The sequence below is a fragment of the Mycobacterium sp. DL genome (assembly GCF_039729195.1).
GTDB classification, from domain to species: domain Bacteria; phylum Actinomycetota; class Actinomycetes; order Mycobacteriales; family Mycobacteriaceae; genus Mycobacterium; species Mycobacterium hippocampi_A.
This window is the reverse complement of the sequence record NZ_CP155796.1, coordinates 1,857,609-1,877,505: the sequence shown is the minus strand read 5'-3', so window position 1 is coordinate 1,877,505 and position 19,897 is coordinate 1,857,609. Positions and strand designations below refer to the sequence as shown.

At 66.5% G+C, this 19,897-nt stretch carries 18 protein-coding genes and 1 other RNA gene; 8 read left to right on the top strand and 11 right to left on the bottom strand.

The window, feature by feature from the left end; genetic code table 11:
• Positions 1 to 17: 17 nt before the first annotated feature.
• Positions 18 to 347 (top strand): hypothetical protein, encoded by a 330-nt coding sequence (locus ABDC78_RS09065; RefSeq protein WP_178357513.1) that lies wholly within the window; start codon positions 18 to 20, stop codon positions 345 to 347.
• A gap of 23 nt (positions 348 to 370) precedes the next feature.
• On the opposite strand, the gene ABDC78_RS09060 is transcribed toward ABDC78_RS09065, so the two are convergent.
• A complete protein-coding gene (locus ABDC78_RS09060) occupies positions 371 to 1,144 on the bottom strand; it encodes an SDR family NAD(P)-dependent oxidoreductase (protein WP_178357512.1) in 774 nt (257 codons plus the stop codon).
• Positions 1,145 to 1,344: 200 nt separating this feature from the next.
• On the opposite strand from ABDC78_RS09060, the gene ABDC78_RS09055 reads away from it, so the two are divergent.
• Together ABDC78_RS09055 and ABDC78_RS09050 are read left to right on the top strand one after the other, a co-directional pair.
• Entirely contained in the window at positions 1,345 to 3,132 is a 1,788-nt protein-coding gene (locus ABDC78_RS09055) for a serine/threonine-protein kinase (protein WP_178357511.1), read from the top strand.
• 159 nt (positions 3,133 to 3,291) lie between these two features.
• Positions 3,292 to 3,555 carry a hypothetical protein gene (locus tag ABDC78_RS09050; protein WP_178357510.1) on the top strand — a complete coding sequence of 88 codons (264 nt, stop codon included), beginning with the start codon at positions 3,292 to 3,294 and terminating at the stop codon, positions 3,553 to 3,555.
• 109 nt (positions 3,556 to 3,664) lie between these two features.
• Here ABDC78_RS09050 and ssrA read toward each other — a convergent pair.
• From ssrA to prfB, 9 genes are all read right to left on the bottom strand, one after another.
• Positions 3,665 to 4,033, bottom strand: a transfer-messenger RNA (tmRNA) gene (ssrA, locus tag ABDC78_RS09045).
• Between the two features lie 171 nt (positions 4,034 to 4,204).
• On the bottom strand, positions 4,205 to 6,541 hold the full coding sequence (locus tag ABDC78_RS09040; RefSeq protein WP_178357509.1) for a bifunctional diguanylate cyclase/phosphodiesterase: 2,337 nt from the start codon (positions 6,539 to 6,541) through the stop codon (positions 4,205 to 4,207).
• Between the two features lie 8 nt (positions 6,542 to 6,549).
• Positions 6,550 to 7,371 (bottom strand): EamA family transporter, encoded by an 822-nt coding sequence (locus ABDC78_RS09035; protein WP_347133487.1) that lies wholly within the window; start codon positions 7,369 to 7,371, stop codon positions 6,550 to 6,552.
• A gap of 20 nt (positions 7,372 to 7,391) precedes the next feature.
• Positions 7,392 to 7,889: an SsrA-binding protein SmpB gene (smpB, locus tag ABDC78_RS09030; protein ID WP_178357508.1), complete on the bottom strand. Its 498-nt coding sequence runs from the start codon at positions 7,887 to 7,889 to the stop codon at positions 7,392 to 7,394.
• A 2-nt stretch (positions 7,890 to 7,891) separates the two neighbouring features.
• Positions 7,892 to 8,785 carry a permease-like cell division protein FtsX gene (gene ftsX, locus ABDC78_RS09025; protein WP_178357507.1) on the bottom strand — a complete coding sequence of 298 codons (894 nt, stop codon included), beginning with the start codon at positions 8,783 to 8,785 and terminating at the stop codon, positions 7,892 to 7,894.
• Positions 8,786 to 9,475, bottom strand: coding sequence for a cell division ATP-binding protein FtsE (gene ftsE / locus ABDC78_RS09020; protein ID WP_178357543.1), 690 nt, complete (start codon positions 9,473 to 9,475; stop codon positions 8,786 to 8,788).
• Between the two features lie 44 nt (positions 9,476 to 9,519).
• Positions 9,520 to 10,035 (bottom strand): hypothetical protein, encoded by a 516-nt coding sequence (locus ABDC78_RS09015; protein WP_178357506.1) that lies wholly within the window; start codon positions 10,033 to 10,035, stop codon positions 9,520 to 9,522.
• Entirely contained in the window at positions 10,032 to 10,988 is a 957-nt protein-coding gene (locus ABDC78_RS09010; RefSeq protein WP_178357505.1) for a mechanosensitive ion channel family protein, read from the bottom strand. Before ABDC78_RS09010 ends, ABDC78_RS09015 begins: the two co-directional genes overlap by 4 nt.
• Positions 10,978 to 12,093, bottom strand: coding sequence for a peptide chain release factor 2 (gene prfB / locus ABDC78_RS09005; RefSeq protein ID WP_178357504.1), 1,116 nt, complete (start codon positions 12,091 to 12,093; stop codon positions 10,978 to 10,980). Before prfB ends, ABDC78_RS09010 begins: the two co-directional genes overlap by 11 nt.
• Positions 12,094 to 12,288: 195 nt before the next feature.
• Here prfB and ABDC78_RS09000 point away from each other — a divergent pair, with 195 nt between their 5' ends.
• Positions 12,289 to 13,662, top strand: a complete 1,374-nt coding sequence (locus ABDC78_RS09000; protein ID WP_306172896.1) for an FAD-dependent oxidoreductase — start codon at positions 12,289 to 12,291, stop codon at positions 13,660 to 13,662.
• A 22-nt stretch (positions 13,663 to 13,684) separates the two neighbouring features.
• Here the strand turns inward: ABDC78_RS09000 and ABDC78_RS08995 are convergent, their stop codons facing one another.
• Positions 13,685 to 14,065 (bottom strand): hypothetical protein, encoded by a 381-nt coding sequence (locus ABDC78_RS08995; RefSeq protein ID WP_347133402.1) that lies wholly within the window; start codon positions 14,063 to 14,065, stop codon positions 13,685 to 13,687.
• Positions 14,066 to 14,088: 23 nt separating this feature from the next.
• Between ABDC78_RS08995 and hisN the strand changes: the two genes are divergently transcribed.
• The 4 genes from hisN (at position 14,089) to ABDC78_RS08975 (ending at position 19,892) form a co-directional block, all read left to right on the top strand.
• Positions 14,089 to 14,868: a histidinol-phosphatase gene (gene hisN / locus ABDC78_RS08990; protein WP_178360697.1), complete on the top strand. Its 780-nt coding sequence runs from the start codon at positions 14,089 to 14,091 to the stop codon at positions 14,866 to 14,868.
• Positions 14,869 to 14,976: 108 nt separating this feature from the next.
• Positions 14,977 to 16,362 (top strand): acyl-CoA dehydrogenase family protein, encoded by a 1,386-nt coding sequence (locus ABDC78_RS08985; protein ID WP_178360698.1) that lies wholly within the window; start codon positions 14,977 to 14,979, stop codon positions 16,360 to 16,362.
• A gap of 29 nt (positions 16,363 to 16,391) precedes the next feature.
• Positions 16,392 to 17,603, top strand: a complete 1,212-nt coding sequence (locus ABDC78_RS08980; RefSeq protein WP_178360699.1) for an acyl-CoA dehydrogenase family protein — start codon at positions 16,392 to 16,394, stop codon at positions 17,601 to 17,603.
• Between the two features lie 30 nt (positions 17,604 to 17,633).
• Complete coding sequence (locus ABDC78_RS08975; RefSeq protein WP_178360700.1) at positions 17,634 to 19,892, top strand: molybdopterin-dependent oxidoreductase; 2,259 nt, start codon at positions 17,634 to 17,636, stop codon at positions 19,890 to 19,892.
• Positions 19,893 to 19,897 lie beyond the last annotated feature (5 nt).

Genomic DNA, 19,897 nt, shown 5'->3' with positions numbered 1-19,897 from the left:
CCACCGAAAGAGAGCCCATGACCCACAACCCCGACGACCTCCCCTCGCCCGCTGACTTCCGAAGGAAGTTGGCCCACGTCGATCGGGAGTTCTCCGATGCCCGTCGGTATCTGTCAGCGTTGTGCGCCGAAGACTATGAAGCGCTCCAGACACTGATGGTGGAGATCCACCACAGCGAACGAGCCATGAAGGTGTTGGCAGCCATGGCCGTTCAGGCGCTCGACTTCGCCCAGCTGTCCGCGGATCGCCTCGGCGGTGATGTCCAGAAGTGGCTCGACGAGTCGGTGATGGCCCAGGATGCCGGCGAGAACGAGCGGGACCGGACCGAGCTCGGCGGCGAGGGCTGACTTCGCGAACCCGAGAACGGGCGCTACTGCGCGAGGTATCCGCCGTCGACAGGCAGCACCACGCCGGTGATGAAGGAGGCGTCGTCAGAGGCCAGGAAGACGATGGCGCTGGCGACTTCAGCCGGTTCCCCGAGACGGCCCATCGGGTGCATCCCCTCGATGGCCGCCAGGTATTCCGAGCCACCCGGCTCGTCGGGGAGTCGCCTGACCCGTTCGGTTCGGATCGTTCCGGGGGCAACGGCGTTGACCCTGATCCCCTGGTCGGCCCACTCGACCGCCAGATGCATGGTCAGGCCGGTAGCGACGAACTTGGCGGGCCCATAGGCCGCCTGCCGCTTCTGCCCGGCCAGCCCGGAGATCGAGGAGAGACACACGATGGCGCCTCCACCGGTCGGCAGCATCGCCTCGATCGCGAACTTGCACGTGAGGAACATGCCGCGCCCATCGATGCCCATCACCTCGTCCCAGCTGTCGGCGGTCATCTCCCTCACATCGCCGAGCGGGATGATGCCGGCGTTGGCCACCAGCACATCGAGCCTGCCGAAGCGGTCGACCGCCGCCCCGATCATCCGTCGTGCGTCCTCCTCGACCGAGACGTCGCCGACGACCGTCTCGACCTCCGCATCGGCGTGCCGCAGTTCATCGGCCAGCGCCAGCAGCGGTTCGCCCTGAATGTCGGTCAGGGTCAGCCGCGCGCCCTCGCGGGCGAACAGCTCGGCCGTCGCCCGGCCGATGCCGAACGCCGCACCGGTGATCACTGCCGACTTCCCGAGGAGACGCCTCGGTTCCTGGCTCACAACGTCCCCATGGCGGTCAGCCCGCCGATATTCGCCCCTGAGTTCACCGCGGCATCGTGTCACTGCTGTTCGGACGGTGTCCGGGCTTTGGCCGGCGTGGTGTGGTCTGTGTCCGAAAAGAGAGCAGGTGGAAGGCGTCGACAGGGCGATCGGCCCTACTGGACTCAGCCGTACCGGAGCCGGTTTGTAGGCTTTCGGGCATGCCGTTGAACAACGGCGAGGAATTCGCCGGGTACGTGATCCAGCGGTTACTCGGCACCGGTGGGATGGGTGAGGTCTACCTCGCCCAGCATCCGCGGTTGCCTCGTCACGACGCGCTCAAGATCTTGTCACCCACCTCAACGGCGGACACCGAGTTTCGCGCACGGTTCGTTCGCGAAGCCGAGTTGGCCGCGACTCTTCGACACCCCCACATCGTCGGCGTTCTCGATCGAGGTGAGTACAACGGCCGGTTGTGGATCTCGATGGACTTCGTGGACGGGATCGACGCCGGCCGGTTGATCACAGAGTCGTACCCGCGCGGTATGCCGGAACACGATGTCCGGGAGATCGCGGCGGCGGTGGCCGACGCGCTCGACTTCGCCCACGAGCACCGCCTGCTCCATCGTGACGTCAAGCCGGAGAACGTCCTCGTGACCGCATCGGATGGACGTCGACGACGGGTGCTGCTGACCGACTTCGGCATCGCACGCCGGTTCGATGACGTCAGCAATCTCACCGACGACAACGTCGCGATCGGAACCGTCAGCTACATGGCGCCCGAGCAACTACGCGGCCAGTCGCTCGACGGCCGCGCCGACCAATATGCGTTGGCCGCCACGATTTTTCATCTTCTGACCGGTGCGCCACCCTTTCCGGACGCCAATCGCGCGGTTGTCATCAGTCACCATCTGGGCACTCCGCCGCCGCGGATATCGGAGCGCCGACCCGATCTCGCACACCTCGACGGCGTCCTCGCCAGAGCGCTGGCCAAGGAGCCCGACCAGCGATATCCCAGTTGTCTCGACTTCACCCAGGCCCTCGCGCAATCAGGTCGTCGCCTCGACGCTCCACAGCATCCGCAGTCCGGTTCACCGGCTTCGGAAGGCCGCCTCGGCACGCAGCGTCTCGAGCGTGTGACCCTTCACGGGACAGCGCGCGCCATCACCCACAGCGCGTCCGGCCGGCCGGGCCAACCAGGGACCCTGTCGTTCCACCTGGTGCCTGACAGCCCGACCGACAACCTCCCTGTCCCTGTTCCGGTCGATATATCCGCTGAACTCGAAGCGGATCGACTGTCAGAGGGCGACCAGGTCGAGGTCAGTGGTGTCTGGGACGGCCGTACCCTCGACGCCGACGAGGTCGGCATCTTCCCGACCGCTACCCCTCCCCAGCGACGGTCGTCTCCGCCCGGCACTACAGCGAGGTGGGAAACGGAAACGGCACCCCGACGCAGTCGCACTCGGTGGGCGGTGGTCGCCGCACTCGTCGGTGTGATCGTGGTGGCGGCGGGTGCGGTGCTGTGGTTCACCGATGGGTTCGGCCAATGGGCGCGCCCGGGCCCGATCCTCACACCGGAGAGCGTCACGGTGTTCGCGCCCGACAGCGCTCCGGACAATCCGCAGGAAGCCGAACTGGCGATCGACGGTGACCCCGACACGTCCTGGTCCACCGTCACCTACAGGGACGCGGTCCCGTTCCCGAACTTCATCGAGGGACAGGGACTGATGCTGCACCTGTCCGAACCGGCGGCGCTGAGTGCTGTCACCATCGACTTGTCCAGCACGGGAACCGAAGTGCAGATCCGTTCGTCGCCCACCGAGACGCCGGCCTCGCTGGCCGACACCACGGAACTGACCCCGGCGACGACCCTGCAGCCGGGCGAGAACCGCATCAACGTCGATGACGCGGCCGAGACCTCGAATGTGCTGGTGTGGATCAGCACGTTGGGCACCACCGACGGCCAGAGCCGGACGGAGATCTCCGAGATCACGTTGCAGGCCCGCTGAAGTAGTCGGCGTTGGCGGTGCACCCTTACCTCGGGGCAAGCCTTACCTATCCACGTGGACTGAAAATTGTGGCTCCCAAAGGGATATCAGGCGACACCGCAGCCTTCATACGATCTCCAGCAACCGGCTCACCTTTAGGGCCAAGACAAGGAGAATTCCATGACTTCCACCATCGTGACTCGAATCGGTCTCGGCGTTGCCGCAGCTGCGTTCATGACGGGCATCGCGTTCGGGGCAAGCCCCCTTGCCAGCGCACTTCCCGAGGGCACCATCAAGTCCGAATGCAAGTCCGCGGGAGGCACGTACTCGACGGGCGTAGGACCGGACGGCAATAGGTACTCGGATTGCATCTACAAAGACTCCAGCGGCGTGGTGCACACTGACCAGTACAAGAACGGTAAGTACACGGGCACGTTTGAATAGGGCGAAATCGCGATCAGCCGAACTCCACCGACCGGGCCAGTACTCGTACGGTGGAAAGCCATGAAATGAGAAAGTGGGCCAGAGCTTTTGCTCTGACCCACTTCTCCAGTTGTGGAGCTGCCGGGAATCGAACCCGGGTCCTACGGCATTCCCTCGAGGCTTCTCCGTGCGCAGTTCGCTATGTCTCTACTCGGATCTCCTGATCACGCGAACAAGTCAGGATGACGATCCCAGTCGCTGTTTGATGTCCCGATATGTCCCGCGACCGGACGTATCGGTGGGTCCCTCTAGATGATGCCAGGGTCCGGGCCGAGGGCGCTCCCGGTCTGACAGACTCACCGTCGCTTAGGCAGCGAGGGCGAAGTCGCGCTGATTGGAATCGGCGCTTAATTGGTTGCAACGACGCTTACGGTGGTCAATTGCCTGCACCGGCACGCTTCCCTTGATTCGATGCGCGAAGTCGAAACCGTTCAGCCCCTCGCACCCCCGCCGACCTCCGGCGGGATAGTTCATACTACCGGCCGTTGCAACATCGGCCAGCGAATAAATAGTCCCAAGTCGGAATCGACCGCTCGCGAGCGTGCCACCACGGCTGCAGAATCGCGCCGAGAACGACCCGGAATGCACGTTCGGCGCATCAAAGGCCACGTCAGACCGGCGCGTTGCGGGTCTCCGAGCCACGGCCGAGTTCCGAGATGGGCACCGCGCTTCCGAAAAGGTGCCCCTGGCCCAGCCGGCAGCCGGCGTTGAAGACCGTCTCCGCCTGCGCCGCGGATTCGATACCCTCCACGATCACCGCGAGCCCCAACTCGTTGCACAGCCCGACCACCGATCGGTACAGCGCGAGACTGCGTGCCGGATCGGTGCCCGAGGCGAAACTGCGGTCGAGTTTGACGACCTGCACCGGCAGCGCGTGCAGATACATCAGCGAGTTGAACCCGGCGCCGAAGTCGTCGAGTGCCACTTTCACACCCAGCGCATTGAGCCGGGTGATCTGGGCCGCGGCGTCGGTCAGGTCGACGATCGGCACGGTCTCGGTGACCTCCAGGACCAGCCGGCTCGGATCGATGTCGTATCTCGCCAGAGCGAAGCGGACATGCTGTTCGAAGGTCGGGTTGCCCAGCCGCGCTGCGCCGATGTTCACGTGGATGTCGAGATCCAGCCCGGCCGTCTGGACTGCACTGCACGCCATGTCGAGGACGAGGGCATCGAGGTCGGCGCCGAGCCCGGACGCTTCTGCGGCGGCGACGAACGTCTCGGGAGAGATGTCGATACCGCTCGGCGCCGTCCACCGTGCCAAGGCTTCGACTGCCACCTGCGCCCTGTCCGGGAGCCGCACGATGGGCTGATAGGCCAACCTGAACCCGGCGGGAACCGTGCCGGCGGCCCGGCGCAGCGCCGTCGGGAAGTCCCCGCGCACCCCCGCCGTCGGCTGGTACACCACCGCGGTGTCCTTGCCGAGCCGCTTTCCCGCATACATCGAGATATCTGCTTGCCTCAGCAGGTCGTCGGACGTCTGCGTCATATTGTCGGCACTCGGCCGGACCAGTCCCATGCTGGCCCGCACCCGCACCGACGAGCCGTGCACGGGGAAGGGGTCCCGAAGTGCCACCCGCAGACGGTCCGCGACGACCTCCGGCTCTTCGGATTCGCCGTCGATCAAGATCGCGAACTCGTCGCCGCCGACCCGAGCCAGGGTGTCGACGTCGCGCACACAGCGTTGGAGCCGCTCACCGACCGCCCGCAGGAGCGAATCGCCCGCTGCATGGCCGAAGCGGTCGTTGACCTCCTTGAAATCGTCGAGGTCGACGAAGATCAAGACGAAGCGGCCACCCCCGCGCATCGCGCTGTCGAGCCGCTGGCCGAACAGCAGGCGGTTGGGCAGGCCGGTCAGCGCATCGTGGTGTACCTGATGCGCCAGACCGAGCTGAGCCCAGGACGGCTCCTGGGTCAACACATGCTGTGCGCGGATCGCCACCACCTGCCGGATGGCCACGAGCAAGACCAGCAGGACAGTCACCCAGACCACCAACGGCGCCAACTGCTGACCGATCAGCACGTGAAAGGCGAAAAGCACTGCGATTCCGAGGAAGCCGAGATACGGCAGGATCAGCTGCGCCCAGTCCATCTCCTGGTCGCGAAGCCTTCGGGGGCCGGCGTCCGGCGGCCGATAGTCGAGCATCGCGTAGGCGATCAGCAGTGGCCCCACGACAAAGCCGACACCGCTCCACAGGTCCGCATTGACCACGCCCACCTCGTCCAGATAGGCCCGCATTCGGTCGGATGCGGCCATCGTCACGATGCCGCCGGCCAACAACAGATAGTGCGACCGATACGGCTGGCCAGGAGCGTAGAGCATCGTGATCACCACGGCCGCGACGACGACGACCAGCTCGGCAATCGAGAAGATGATCTCCACCGCCGCGTTTCCCGAGCGGGGCAGCGAGGACATCGAGTGCGCGCCCAATCCGCCCATGGCGATCAGGATGATGAAAGACGTGGCCGCCACCACGCCGTCGAGGACGGTGGTGAGCACAGAATGCCGGGGCAGGCGAACCGTCTTTCCAGGCGCAGTGCCACCGGCTCGAACCAGAGCGACCACCGCCGCCAACGCGAACACCGGGCAGATCAGATAGGCGGCGACAGCGGCCGGCGGCGCGGGCGCCGCATCCGCTCCAGCTCCGCTGGACCACCAGAATGCCTGGCCGGCAAGCCAACTCAGCAATGCCGCCGCGGCCAGCAGTCGCCACCAGCGCGCCGCCCCGGACACCCGCAACGCGACGACGACGCCGCAGACCACCGCCCCCAGTCCGGTACTGAGCTGGAGGATCGCTTCTCCGCGACGGGCCGCCTCGTCCCCCCACAGTGCCAGCGCGTTGACCGACACCAGCAGCACGACGAAGACGAACAGGTAGATCCGCAGGTGGTACGCCTTGATCGACCGCTCCTTCCCGCCGCGGGCAGACCCGAGTTCGGGCGTGCCCATGACGGTAGCTAACCCGCGGCGATCATTCCGACAGATGCCAGAGCCAGCACCATGCCGGTTGCCTGCCAGCGGGTGACCCGCTCACGGAGCACCATGATCGCCAGCAGAACCGTCGCCGCCGGGTACAGCGCGATCAGCACCCCTGCCAGGGACAACATCGACGATTGCAACGCCAGCAGCGTCGCGACGTTGGCGACGGTGTCGAGCACCCCGGCGAACACCGCTAGCCGGAGCGGGATGCCGCGTTCGAGTACCAGATTGGCCGTGACGGCTGCCGCCAGCAGCACGATCGCGGTAGCAGCTATCCGCCCGAACACCAGCGGCCAAAACTCCGCCTCGACCGGCACCTGGTCGAGGATCACGAAGTTCATTCCGAACGCGACACCGGAGCCGACGGTCAGCCAGGCCACCTTCACCGTGAACTTGTGCGTGGTGACGTCCTCATCGCTTGCCTCGCGACTGACCAGCACCACGGCGGCGAGCGCGAGCACCACGCCGACCAGGGCGATCGGTCCGGGCCGCTCCCCCAGCGCCAGCCCGACGCCGACCGGGATGCCCGCAACCAGGATTGCCGTCAGCGGCGACACCACCGAGATCGGACCCGACCCCAGCGCTGCGTAGAACCACCACACACCGAAGGCCTGGGCCACCCCGGACAGCAGTCCCCAGACGATCGCAGCGGTACCGACCTGGCCACCGAACGGCACCGCGATGACGATCAGCAACACCAGAGCGACCGGATAGGACACCAGCACCACCCGCAGGGCCGCGACCCGGCGCGACGCGATGCCGCCGACGAAGTCGCTGACGCCGTAGCCCAGCGCCGCGATCAGCGCACTGATGATGCCGGTCAGGAGGTCATGCCCTTGACGCGGCGGCCCAGCTCGCGGGTGACCTCACGCTCCGCGTCGCGGCGGGCGAGGTCCTGACGTTTGTCGTGGGCCTGCTTGCCGCGGGCCAGCGCCAATTCCACCTTGACCTTGCCCCCGGTGAAGTACAGCGACAGCGGAACCAGGGTCAGGTTGCCGTCACGGATCTTGCCGACCAGATTGTCGATCTCCCGGCGGTGGAGCAGTAGTTTGCGATTCCGCCGGGGCGCATGGTTGGTCCAGCTGCCGTGGTGATATTCGGGGATGTGCAGGTTGCGCAACCAGATCTCGCCGTCGTCGAGGGTGGCGAACGCGTCGGCCAGCGACGCCTGGCCCTCACGCAGGCTCTTGACCTCGGTGCCCATCAGCGCGATCCCGGCCTCGAAGGTCTCGAGAATCGCATAGTTGTGCCGCGCTTTGCGATTGCTCGCCACAACCTGGTTGTTGCTGTCCTTGGCCACTTTGGGTTTCTTCGCCATGGCTATCTTCGTACGTAGAGCCGCAGCGTGACGTACGCCGTGACCCCTGCCATCGCCACGCCCACAAAGAGCAGGATCGGGGCGATGTAGAGGATGTCGGCGTAGTCGATGCGGGCTATCAGATTGGCTTGATAGAACTGGTCGAGGGCCTTCTCCAGGAACAGCGCCCGCACCGCGATCAGGCCGCCGATGGCGATCAGGACACCCAGAAGTGCCGCCAACATCGCCTCGACGAGGAACGGCAACTGCGTGTACCAGCGACTCGCGCCCACCAGACGCATGATGCCTATCTCGGTGCGTCTCGTATAGGCGGCGACTTGAACCATGTTGGCTATCAGCAACACCGCGCCGATCGCCTGCACCAACGCCACCGCGAACGCCGCGTTCGACAACCCGTCGAGCACCGCGAACAGTCGGTCGATCAAGTCCTTCTGATTCAGGACGTTGAGCACGCCGGGCTGACCGACCATCGCCTGGTCGAAGTCCTGGTGCTGCTCGGGGTCCTCGAGCCTGACGACGAACGACGCCGGGAACGCATCTCGGCCCGCGACGTCCTCGTACTGCGGGAACTTGCGGATCGCGTCGTCGTACGCCTCGTCGCGGTTGAGGAACCGCACGGATCGGACGTCCTCGCGGTCTTCGATCGCCTGACGCAGCGCCGTGCACGGGTCGGCGTCACACGATGGATCGTTGGCAGAGACGTCGTTGGTGAGGAAGACCTGGCTCTCCACCCGGTCGAGGTAGATGTCGCGGGACTGGTCGGCCAGTCGCACCACCAGTAGCCCGCCACCGAGCAGACCGATCGAGATCGCGGTGGTCAGGATCATCGCGACCGTCATGGTCACGTTGCGGCGAAGTCCGGTCAGGACCTCGTTGATGAGAAAGCCGAAGCGCACTTATCGGTCCATTCCGTAGACGCCGCGCTGTTCGTCACGAATCAGCCGGCCGAGTTCGAGTTCGACGACGCGCTGGCGCATCGAGTCGACGATGTGGTGGTCGTGGGTGGCCATCAGCACCGTCGTGCCCGTGCGGTTGATCCGCTCGAGCAGGTCCATGATGTCCTTGCTGGTGTCAGGGTCGAGGTTGCCTGTCGGCTCGTCGGCCAACAGCACCAGCGGCCGGTTGACGAATGCGCGGGCGATGGCGACGCGCTGCTGCTCGCCGCCGGACAACTCGGCGGGCAACCGGTTCGCTTTTCCCGACAGGCCCACCATCTCCAGCACGTCGGGGACCACGCGGTTGATCACGTCGCCGCGTTTACCGATCACCTCGAGCGCGAACGCCACGTTCTCGAACACCGTCTTCTGCTGCAGCAGGCGGAAATCCTGGAAGACGCAACCCATGACCTGACGCAAACCGGGTACGTGGCGGCCGGACAGCTTGTTGACGTGGAACTTCGACACCTTGATGTCGCCTGACGAGGGGTTCTCCTCAGCGAGCAATAGTCTCATGAACGTGGACTTGCCCGAACCCGACGGCCCGATGAGGAAGACGAACTCACCCTTGTCGATCTTCAACGAGATGTTGTCGAGTGCTGGACGTGCCGACGACTTGTACTGCTTTGACACGTGGTCGAGGGTGATCATCACGGCACGCCAGTGTAGCGGGGAGACATCAGATTTCCTCTTCGCTACTGCGGTGGCACCGCTGGGGGCGGCACCGGACCTGTCACGGTGGGTGTGGCATCGGGTGCCTGGGTGAAGGTCTGCGGACCCTGCGGACCGGCCCCGTCGGGGTCGATCATCGTTGTCGTCGGCGGGGCGAACGGATCTCCCGGAGCGGTGGTGGTCGGCGTCTCACCCGGCGATGTCGTCGGCTCTGTCGGGCTGGTCGTCGGCGTGGGTTCGGCGGTCGTTGTCGTGGTGGTGGTCGGTGTCGTGGTCGTCGGGTACTCGGTTTCGCGGGGGCGAACGTTGGTCCGCGGCACCCAGGTGTAGTTCGGGTCGGGCACGAAGCCCGGCGGCACGATCGCCGATTCCGGGGCTGCCGGCTGGGCCGGTGGCTCGTAGACCTGGGAGACCCAGGACAACACGATGAAGGTGACGATGAGGCCCGCGGTCGACGTGCGGATCCGACCGCCCGGCAGGTAGTGAGGCCAACCGCGGCCTTCTCGGCGCCAACCACTCAGCTTCTGTCGGATGTTCACTGCTTCGACTCCGACCGGCTCTGAGCTACCTCCGCCTTGCCGGCGATGGTGTCCACCGTCGGCGGGTGGTCGCTGGTGGCGATCCCGGCGCGGTTGAGCGCCGCGATGATGCGGATGCGCAGTCGGCGGCCCACTTCGTATTGCTTGCCGGGCAGCGTCCGGGCCACCATCCGCAGGTTGACGGTGTCCAGTTCGATGCTCTCCACACCCATCAACTGCGGGGTGTCCAGCAGAAGTGCGCTGAGTCCCTCGTCCTCCATCGCGTCCACGCCGACGGCGTGTAGCAGTTCGTTGACCCTGTTGAGGTCGGCGGTGGTGGGCACCGGGATGTCGACGACGGCTCGCGCCCAGTCCTTGGACATGTTCAGCGAGCGGACGATGTTGCCGTTCGGGACGGTCCACACCTCGCCCTCGCTGGTACGCAATTTGGTCACGCGCAGGGTGACCTCCTCGACGGTGCCCTCGGCCTCGTCGGGCGCGCCGAGCATGTTCACCTGCACCAGGTCGCCGAAACCGTATTGGCGTTCGGTGATGATGAAGAACCCGGCCAGCAGATCCTGCACGAGCTTCTGCGCACCGAAACCGAGCGCCGCACCGAGCACCGCCGCCGGCGCCACCAGGGAGCCCACCGGAACGTTGACCACGTCGGTGATCTCGACCGCGACGACGACGAACAGGATCGCGATCGACACCCACGAGATCACCGAGGCCACCGCCTGCCGGTGTTTGGCGCTTTCGGAGCGCACCAGCTGGTCGCTTTCCTGGTACTCGGCATCGATGCGCCGTGTCACCCGGCGTGCGATCCAGCTGATGAACCGGGCGGCCAGCAGCGCGCCGACGAGCAGCAGCGCGATCTGCAGTCCCTTGGTCAGCAGCCATATGCCGATTTCGCCGTGCCAGAAACTGTGCCAACCCTCGGCGAAGCTGATGGCTTGATAGGTACTAGTCGTCATCTTTTCTGTTGCGCCACCGGATACCGGCTTCCAGGAAGCCGTCGATGTCTCCGTCCAGCACGGCGGCTGGATTTCCGACCTCGTATTCGGTGCGCAGATCCTTCACCATCTGGTAGGGGTGCAACACGTAGGAACGCATCTGGTTACCCCAGGAGCTGCCGCTGTCGCTCTTGAGGGCGTCCATCTCGGCCCGCTCCTCTAAACGCTTGCGTTCCAATAATTTTGCCTGGAGCACGCGCATCGCAGACACCTTGTTCTGCAGCTGCGACTTCTCATTCTGGCAAGTCACCACGATACCGGTCGGGATGTGGGTGAGTCGAACCGCCGAATCGGTGGTGTTGACCGACTGCCCGCCGGGCCCGCTGGACCGGTAGACATCCACGCGGACGTCGCCTTCGGGGATCTCGATGTGGTCGGTGGTCTCGGTGACGGGCAGCACCTCGACTTCGGCGAACGACGTCTGACGACGGGCCTGGTTGTCGAACGGGCTGATCCGCACCAGTCGGTGGGTGCCCTGCTCGACCGAGAGCGTGCCGTAGGCGAACGGGGCGTGCACGGCGAAGGTCGCGCTCTTGATGCCCGCCTCTTCCGCGTAGGAGGTGTCGTAGACCTCGACCGGGTACTTGTGCTGCTCGGCCCAGCGGATGTACATCCGCATCAGCATCTCGGCCCAGTCGGCGGCGTCCACGCCTCCCGCGCCGGAACGGATGTTCAGAAGGGCTTCCCGCTCGTCGTACTCACCGGAGAGAAGGGTGCGGACCTCCATCGCCGCGAGGTCCTCGCGCAGCTTCTCGAGCTCGGCGTCGGCCTCGGCGAGCGCTTCCTCGGCTCCGGCGCCGCCCTCTTCTGCGGCCATCTCGTAGAGCACCGGCAGATCGTCGAGCCGCCCGCGCAGTTCCTCGACGCGACGCAGTTCGTTCTGGGCGTGCGACAGCTCGCTGGTCACCTTCTGCGCCCGCGACTGGTCATCCCACAGGTTCGGGTCGGAGGCCTCCTGCTCCAGCTGCTCGATACGGCCGCGAAGCGCCTCGACGTCGAGCACACGCTCCACGGTGGTGAGCGTGGAGTCCAGGGTGGCGATATCGGATTGACGGTCAGGATCCACGAGAGTTCAGGGTACTCACCGTGCAGCCAGGTGATGCCACGGCTGTCGTCGGCCCATTCCCGAATCCGACCCCGGCGACCACCGCAGAATCCCGCGTCCGACCTCGGTGGCGATCTAGCATCGGGTTGGACCCTCGTTCGGCCACACCGCGACAGCCCTCGCATGTGGCCCGCCAGCGACAGAAGGCAGCCCTACATGCCCCCAATGCGGCCGTATCACGTGGCCATCGTCGGCTCAGGACCCTCCGGGTACTTCGCCGCCGCGTCCCTGTTGAAGTTCGCGGCGTCCGGTGACCGCGACGTCCGCGTCGACATGCTCGAGATGCTTCCGACGCCGTGGGGCCTGGTGCGTTCGGGCGTGGCTCCCGACCATCCGAAGATCAAATCGATCAGCGCGCAGTTCGAGAAGACGGCCCTGGACCCGCGCTTCCGGTTCTTCGGCAACGTCGCGGTCGGTGACCACGTACACCCGGCGGAGCTGGCGGAGCGCTACGACGCCGTCGTTTATGCGACCGGCGCCCAGTCGGATCGGGCGCTGGGGATCCCTGGAGAAGATCTGCCGGGCAGCGTCGCCGCGGTCGACTTCGTCGGTTGGTACAACGCGCATCCCCACTTCGAGGAGATCGCGCCCGATCTGACACGTCACCGCGCCGTGGTCATCGGCAACGGCAACGTGGCACTCGATGTGGCCCGGATCCTGGTGAGCGACCCCAAGAGTCTTGCGGGCACCGACATCGCCGACCACGCTCTGAAGTCACTGCACGCAGGTGGCGTCGAGGAAGTTGTCGTCGTGGGCAGGCGAGGACCGCTGCAGGCACCGTTCACCACGCTGGAACTCCGAGAGCTCGGTGAGCTCGAGGCGCTCGGCGATGTGGACATCGTCGTCGACCCCGCCGACTTCGCCGATATCACCGACGAGGATCTCGAGGCCGCCGGCAAGACGGTCCGCAACAACATCAAGGTGCTGCGGCAGTACGCCGAACGCACCCCGAGCGACGCCACTCGTCGCATCGTGTTCCGGTTCGCCACCTCGCCGATCGAGATCCGGGGCGACGACCGGGTCGAGTCGATTGTGCTCGGGCGCAACGAACTGGTCAGCGACGCCGACGGCCGGGTGTCGGCGAAGGACACCGGCGAGCGGGAGGAGCTGGCGGTCCAGCTCGTGGTGCGGGCGGTCGGCTACCGCGGACTGCCGACCCCCGGCCTACCGTTCGACGAGCGCGCCGGCACCATTCCGCACGTCGACGGACGGGTGGCGGGCAGCCGCAACGAGTACGTCGCCGGATGGATCAAGCGCGGCCCCAGCGGAGTGATCGGCACCAACAAGAAGGACTCCCAGGACACCGTCAACACGCTGCTGGCAGACCTCAGCGCTGCCGAGCTCGCCGATTTCCCCGATGACCACTCTGACCGGCTCGCGCAATGGCTCGTCGAGCGACAGCCGAAGGTCGTGACCACCGATCATTGGCAGCTGATCGACGCGCACGAACGATCGGCGGGCGAGGGAACCGGCCGGCCCCGCGTCAAGTTGACGACCGTCGCCGAACTGCTGCGCATCGGGCACGGCTGACGGGCTCGCGAACAGGCGGGAGTCAGCCGTGTTGCACGGGTGGCGGCGGGGGCGGTGGCGGCGGCTCCATCTGCGGAGCGAATCGCCAGTTGTCGGGGTTCTTCGGGGAGTAGACGACCGGGAACAGCTGTCCCATCGTCGGCCACTGGTCGACGTCGACGGAGAGGCGTTGATATACCGCGTGTTCGTTGACCGTGGGTCCGTTCATGACGCCGGTGATCGTGACGAACTGCTCACCCGTGACGTCGTCAGGTCGGGGGCTGACTCCGGTGACCAGGAGGGTGCCCTGCGGCCATCCGGACCCGGCGCCACCACCACCTCCGCCACGGCGCCGCATGAGATACGGCCGCGCAATCAGAAACAGCGCACCGACGAGCATCAGGATGATCGCGAGTTCGAACACCCCCACATGGTAGGACGGCTGCTATGAGCACCCTTGCAAATGACCTGCAGCTGGCCCTCCAGCTGGCCGACGAGGCCGACGCACTGACGATGCAGCGGTTCGGCGCGGTCGACCTGCGCGTGGAGACCAAACCGGACATGACGCCGGCGACCGACGCCGACCTCGACACCGAGACCCTGCTGCGTGACCGCCTCGGCGAGTTGCGGCCACAGGACTCGGTGTTCGGCGAAGAGTTCGGCGGCACCAGGGAATTCAGCGGTCGGCAGTGGGTGCTCGACCCGATCGACGGCACCAAGAACTTCGTCCGGGGGGTGCCCGTGTGGGCGACGTTGATCGCGTTGCTCGTCGACGGTGTGCCGGTGGTCGGCGTGGCCAGTGCGCCCGCGCTGGGTCGGCGGTGGTGGGCCGGCCAGGATCAGGGCGCATTCACCTCGTTCGGTGGCACCACCAGGAAGATCTCGGTGTCCGGGGTCAGCGAACTCGGCTCGGCGAGCCTGTCGTTCTCCGATCTGTCCACCGGCTGGGACGAGGACCGGCCGAAGCTCATCGAACTCACCGACGCCGTGTGGCGGATGCGCGGGTACGGCGACTTCTGGTCGTACTGCCTGGTCGCCGAGGGTTCCGTCGACATCGCCATGGAACCGGAGGTCAAAGTCTGGGATCTGGCGCCGCTGGACATCCTGGTGCGCGAGGCCGGCGGCCGGTTCACCGATATGGCGGGCCGGCCGGGACCCCACGGCGGCAGCGCGGTGGCGACCAACGGGTTGCTGCACGACGCGGTGATCGCCCGATTCGGTGTGTGACGTGCCTTACACATCGCGGTACCTTACTCATCAGTCAGTTCCAGTACCTTACTCTGGAGTCAGTTGCGCGATCGCGCATCTCCGACCATCAACCGAGGGCAGCTGCCAATGACGAACACCCTGCCGTCCAAGCAACGCGGTCGCGAGAGCGCCGTGGGCCTCCAGAAGCACAAGCGCTCAGCGATCGACATCGGAATGGCGCTGCTCACGCCGATCATGGGCCAGGAGTTCCTGGACAAGTACAACCTGCGCGATCCGCTCAACCGGGGCATCAAGTACGGCGTCAAACACGGCTTCTCCGCTGCGGGCGCCTCGACCCGCCAGTTCAAGCGCATCCAGGGCCTCGGCAAGCCGGCGACCCGGCTCAAACCCAGCGGCGCCGACTACTTCGACCTGACCCCCGACGACGACCAGAAGATGATCGTCGAAACGGTCAACGAGTTCGCCGAGGAGATCCTGCGGCCCGCCGCGCACGACGCCGACCACGCCGCCACCTACCCGCCGGATCTGATCGCCAAGGCCGCCGAACTCGGCATCACGGCTATCAACATCCCCGAGGACTTCGACGGCATCGCCGAGCGCCGCAGCACCGTCACCAACACGCTCGTCGCCGAGGCGCTGGCGTACGGCGACATGGGGCTGGCCCTCCCGATCCTGGCGCCGGGAGGCGTCGCATCAGCGCTCACCCACTGGGGAAGCGCCGACCAGCAGGCCACCTACCTCAAGGAGTTCGCAGGCGAGAACGTCCCGCAGGCCTGTGTCGCGATCGCCGAACCGCAGCCGCTGTTCGACCCGACCGCGCTGAAGACCACCGCGGTGCGCACCCCGAGCGGGTACCGGCTCGACGGCGTCAAGTCGTTGGTACCGGCTGCCGCCGACGCCGAGATCTTCATCGTCGCAGCCCAACTCAGCGGAAAGCCGGCATTGTTCATCGTCGAGGCAGCCAGCAAGGGCCTGACCGTCACGGCTGACCCGAGCATGGGCATCCGCGCCGCCGCGCTGGGCCGGGTCGAACTCGACAAGGTCACCGTCCCGCTCAGCGCGCGCTTGGGTGAGTTGGACGCTCCCGCAGCCGATTACGCCCAGCTCTACAGCGATGCGATCGCGCTGTCACGTCTCGGCTGGGCAGCGCTGGCGGTGGGAACCTCGCACGCGGTGCTCGACTACGTCATCCCCTACGTCAAGGAGCGCGAGGCCTTCGGAGAACCGATCGCCCGCAGGCAGTCCGTGGCCTTCATGTGCGCCAACATCGCCATCGAACTCGACGGACTGCGGCTGATCACGTGGCGCGGTGCGGCGCGGGCCGAGCAGGGGCTGTCGTTCGCCCGCGAGGCGGCTCTGGCCAAGAAGCTCGGCACCGACAAGGGCATGCAGATCGGCCTCGACGGCGTCCAGCTGCTCGGCGGCCACGGCTTCACCAAGGAACACCCGGTCGAGCGCTGGTACCGCGATCTGCGGGCCATCGGCGTCGCCGAGGGTGTCGTGGTCCTCTAACTCACCGACCTGACGGAAAAGAGACTCACATGGCAATCAATCTGGAACTGCCGAAGAAGCTGCAGGCGGTCATCGAGAAGGGGCATCAGGGCGCGGCGGAGATCCTGCGGCCGATCTCCCGCAAGTACGACCTGAAGGAGCACGCGTACCCCGTCGAGCTGGACACCGTCGCGACCCTGTTCGAGGGCATCTCCGAGGCCAAGACCATCTCGTTCGCCGGCGCCGAGGCGTTCCGGGACGGAGACGACGGCCCGAAGGGAAACATCAACGGGGGCAACATGTCCGCCGTGCTCAACATCGTCGAGGTCAGCTGGGGCGACGTCGGGCTGGTGCTGTCGATCCCCTTCCAGGGACTGGGTAATGCGGCGATCTCCGGTGTCGCGACCGACGAGCAGCTCGAGCGACTCGGCAAGGTGTGGGCCGCGATGGCGATCACCGAGCCGGGTTTCGGGTCCGACTCCGCCGCCGTGACGACCACCGCGAAACTCGACGGCGACGAGTACGTGATCAACGGCGAGAAGATCTACGTCACGGCCGGATCCCGCGCCACGCACATCGTGGTCTGGGCGACGCTCGACAAGACCAAGGGACGGGCGGCGATCAAGTCGTTCATCGTGCCGCGCGAGCACCCCGGCGTCACGGTGGAGCGTCTGGAGAACAAGCTCGGCATCAAGGCTTCCGACACCGCCGCGATCCGGTTCGAGGATGTCCGCATTCCCAAGGACTATCTGCTGGGTAGCCCGGAGATCAACGTCGAGAAGGGTTTTGCCGGGGTCATGGAGACCTTCGACAACACCCGCCCCGTCGTTGCGGGCATGGCGGTGGGCATCGCCCGTGCCGCGCTGGAAGAGCTGCGCAAGATCCTGACCGACGCGGGCATCGACATCTCCTATGACAAGCCGGCCCACGCCCAGAGCGCAGCGGCCGCGGAGTTCCTACGGATGGAGGCCGACTGGGAGTCCGGCTATCTGCTCACCCTGCGGTCGGCGTGGCAGGCGGACAACAAGATCCCGAACTCCAAGGAAGCCTCGATGGGCAAGGCGAAGGCTGCCCGCGTCGCCAGCGACATCACGCTCAAGACCGTGGAATTGGCGGGCACCGCTGGGTACTCCGAGGGGGCGCTTCTGGAGAAGTGGGCCCGCGACTCGAAGATCCTCGACATCTTCGAGGGCACCCAGCAGATCCAGCAGCTGGTGGTGGCCCGCCGCCTACTCGGCCTGTCATCGGCTGAACTGAAGTAACCGGGGCGCACGGCTTGCTACCGTGCGCTCGTGGAGCACCGCATCACCTGTCCGTTGTGCGAGGCGATGTGCGGCTTGCGAGTCACCGTCGAAGGCCACACCGTGGGCGCTGTCCGGGGCAATCCCGAAGATGTGTGGTCCCGCGGGCACCTGTGCCCCAAGGGCGCCTCGCTGAAGCAGATCCACGAGGACCCCGATCGGTTGCGTCTGCCCATGGTGCGTCGCCGTGACGGTGAGCACGTGCAGGTGTCCTGGGACGACGCGTTCGCCGAGGCGGAAACGGTTCTGCGGCCGGTTCTGGACCGGCACGGGGCGGGCGCGGTCTCGGTGTACATCGGTAATCCGGTCGCTCACAACCTCGGGCTGGAGACCTACGTCGGAGCGCTCGTCGGCCTGGCGGGGGCAGCGGGTATGCCCGCGTACTACACACCGGGCACGGTCGATCAGTGGCCGCTCAACGTGGTCAGCGCCTTGCTCTTCGGCGGGATGTGGAATGCGCCCATACCCGACCTGGACCGCACCGACCACCTGATGATGTTGGGCGCCAACCCCTCTGCGTCGCAAGGATCGATGCTCTCCGCTCCCGACATCATGGGTCGGCTGGCGGCGATCCGCGAGCGTGGCGGCACCGTGGTGGTCGTCGATCCCCGCCGGACCCAGACGGCACGACGCGCCACGGAATGGGTACCGGTGCGCCCGGGTACGGACGCACTGCTGTTGTTTGCGCTGCTGCACACTCTCGAAGAACGGAACTGGATTCGCCGCCCGCGCCATCTCGACGACATGGTGGCAGGACTCGACGATGTCGTCGCGTTGTCTGCAGAGTTCTCGCCTGAGCGAGTGGCCGCGGCGACCGGAATCGCCGCCGAGACCATCCGCCGACTCGCGGCCGGATTGGCCGACGCCGAGAGCCCGGTGATCTACAGCCGAATAGGGACGTGCACACAGGAATTCGGCACGCTGGCCACCTGGCTGGTTTTTGTGCTGAACGTGGCACTCGGCTCGGTGGACCGTTCCGGCGGCGCGGTCTTCCCCAAGGCCGCGGTCTGGTCACCGATGTTCATGAAGCCCCCCGACCAGGACGGGCCGGGCTGGCAGTTCGGCCGGTTCCGCAGCCGCGTGCGAGGCGCACCGGAAGTTCTCGGGCAGTTCCCGATCAGTTGCCTGGCCGAGGAGATCGACACTCCCGGCGACGGTCAGATCCGCGCGCTGATCACCGTGGCCGGCAATCCGGCGATCTCCGCACCGGGGGCACGTCGCCTCGATGCGGCGCTCGGCGGGCTGGAAGCCATGATCTCGGTGGACAATTGGCTCAACGAGACAACGCGGCACGCACACGTGATCCTGCCCGGCCTGTCTCCGCTGGAGCGGGCCCACTGCGACGACCTGTACTGGATGTACTCCATCGCGTCGTGTGTGAAGTGGTCCGATGCCGTCCTTCCCGCCGCGGTGGGGCGCCCCGCGGAATGGGAGATCATGCTCCGCCTGGCCGGAGCGGTGGTCGGCACGCCGATCCCCGAGGTCGACACCGCCGCGCTCGACGACCTGTACACCCAGGGCATCGTCCACACCGCTTGTCAGGCTTCCGACACTCCCCTGTTCGGGCGTGACCCCACGGAAGTCTTTGCGGCGCTGCGGGGCCGGGGACCCGAGCGGATGATCGACCTCGGCATTCGCACCGGCCCCTGGGGTGACGACCTCGGGCGCCGGCCGGGCGGACTGACGCTGGACGAGGTCCGTCGCCACCCCGATGGGCTGAGGCTGGGCGAGCTGGAGGGCGGGCGGCTCTCGGAAGTGTTGACCACACCGTCGCACCGGATCGAACTGATGCATCCGCTGCTGACCGCCGACATCCCGAGGCTGCTGAGCCGGATCGACCGCGCCAGTGACGGATTGGTGTTGACGAGCAGACGACACCTGCGATCGAACAACTCCTGGCTGCACAACGTCGCCGGCCTGATGCGTGGCAGGGATCGTTGCACGCTGCTGATCAATCCCACCGACGCCGCGCACCTCGGTGTCTCCGACGGCCGACCGGTCGATGTCTCCACCACCGAGGGCTCGATCCGGGTGCCCGCCGAGGTGACCGACGAGATGATGCCCGGCGTGGTGTCGCTACCCCACGGCTGGGGTCATGGCGTCGACGGCACTCAGATGAGCGTGGCGAACGCTCACCCGGGCGTCAACACGAATGTGCTCAATCCTGCTGCGCTGATCGATGTTCCGAGCAACACCCAGGTCGTCAACGGGGTGCCGTGCCAGGTGGTTCCGGTGCCCGCCGCCGGGTGAGCACG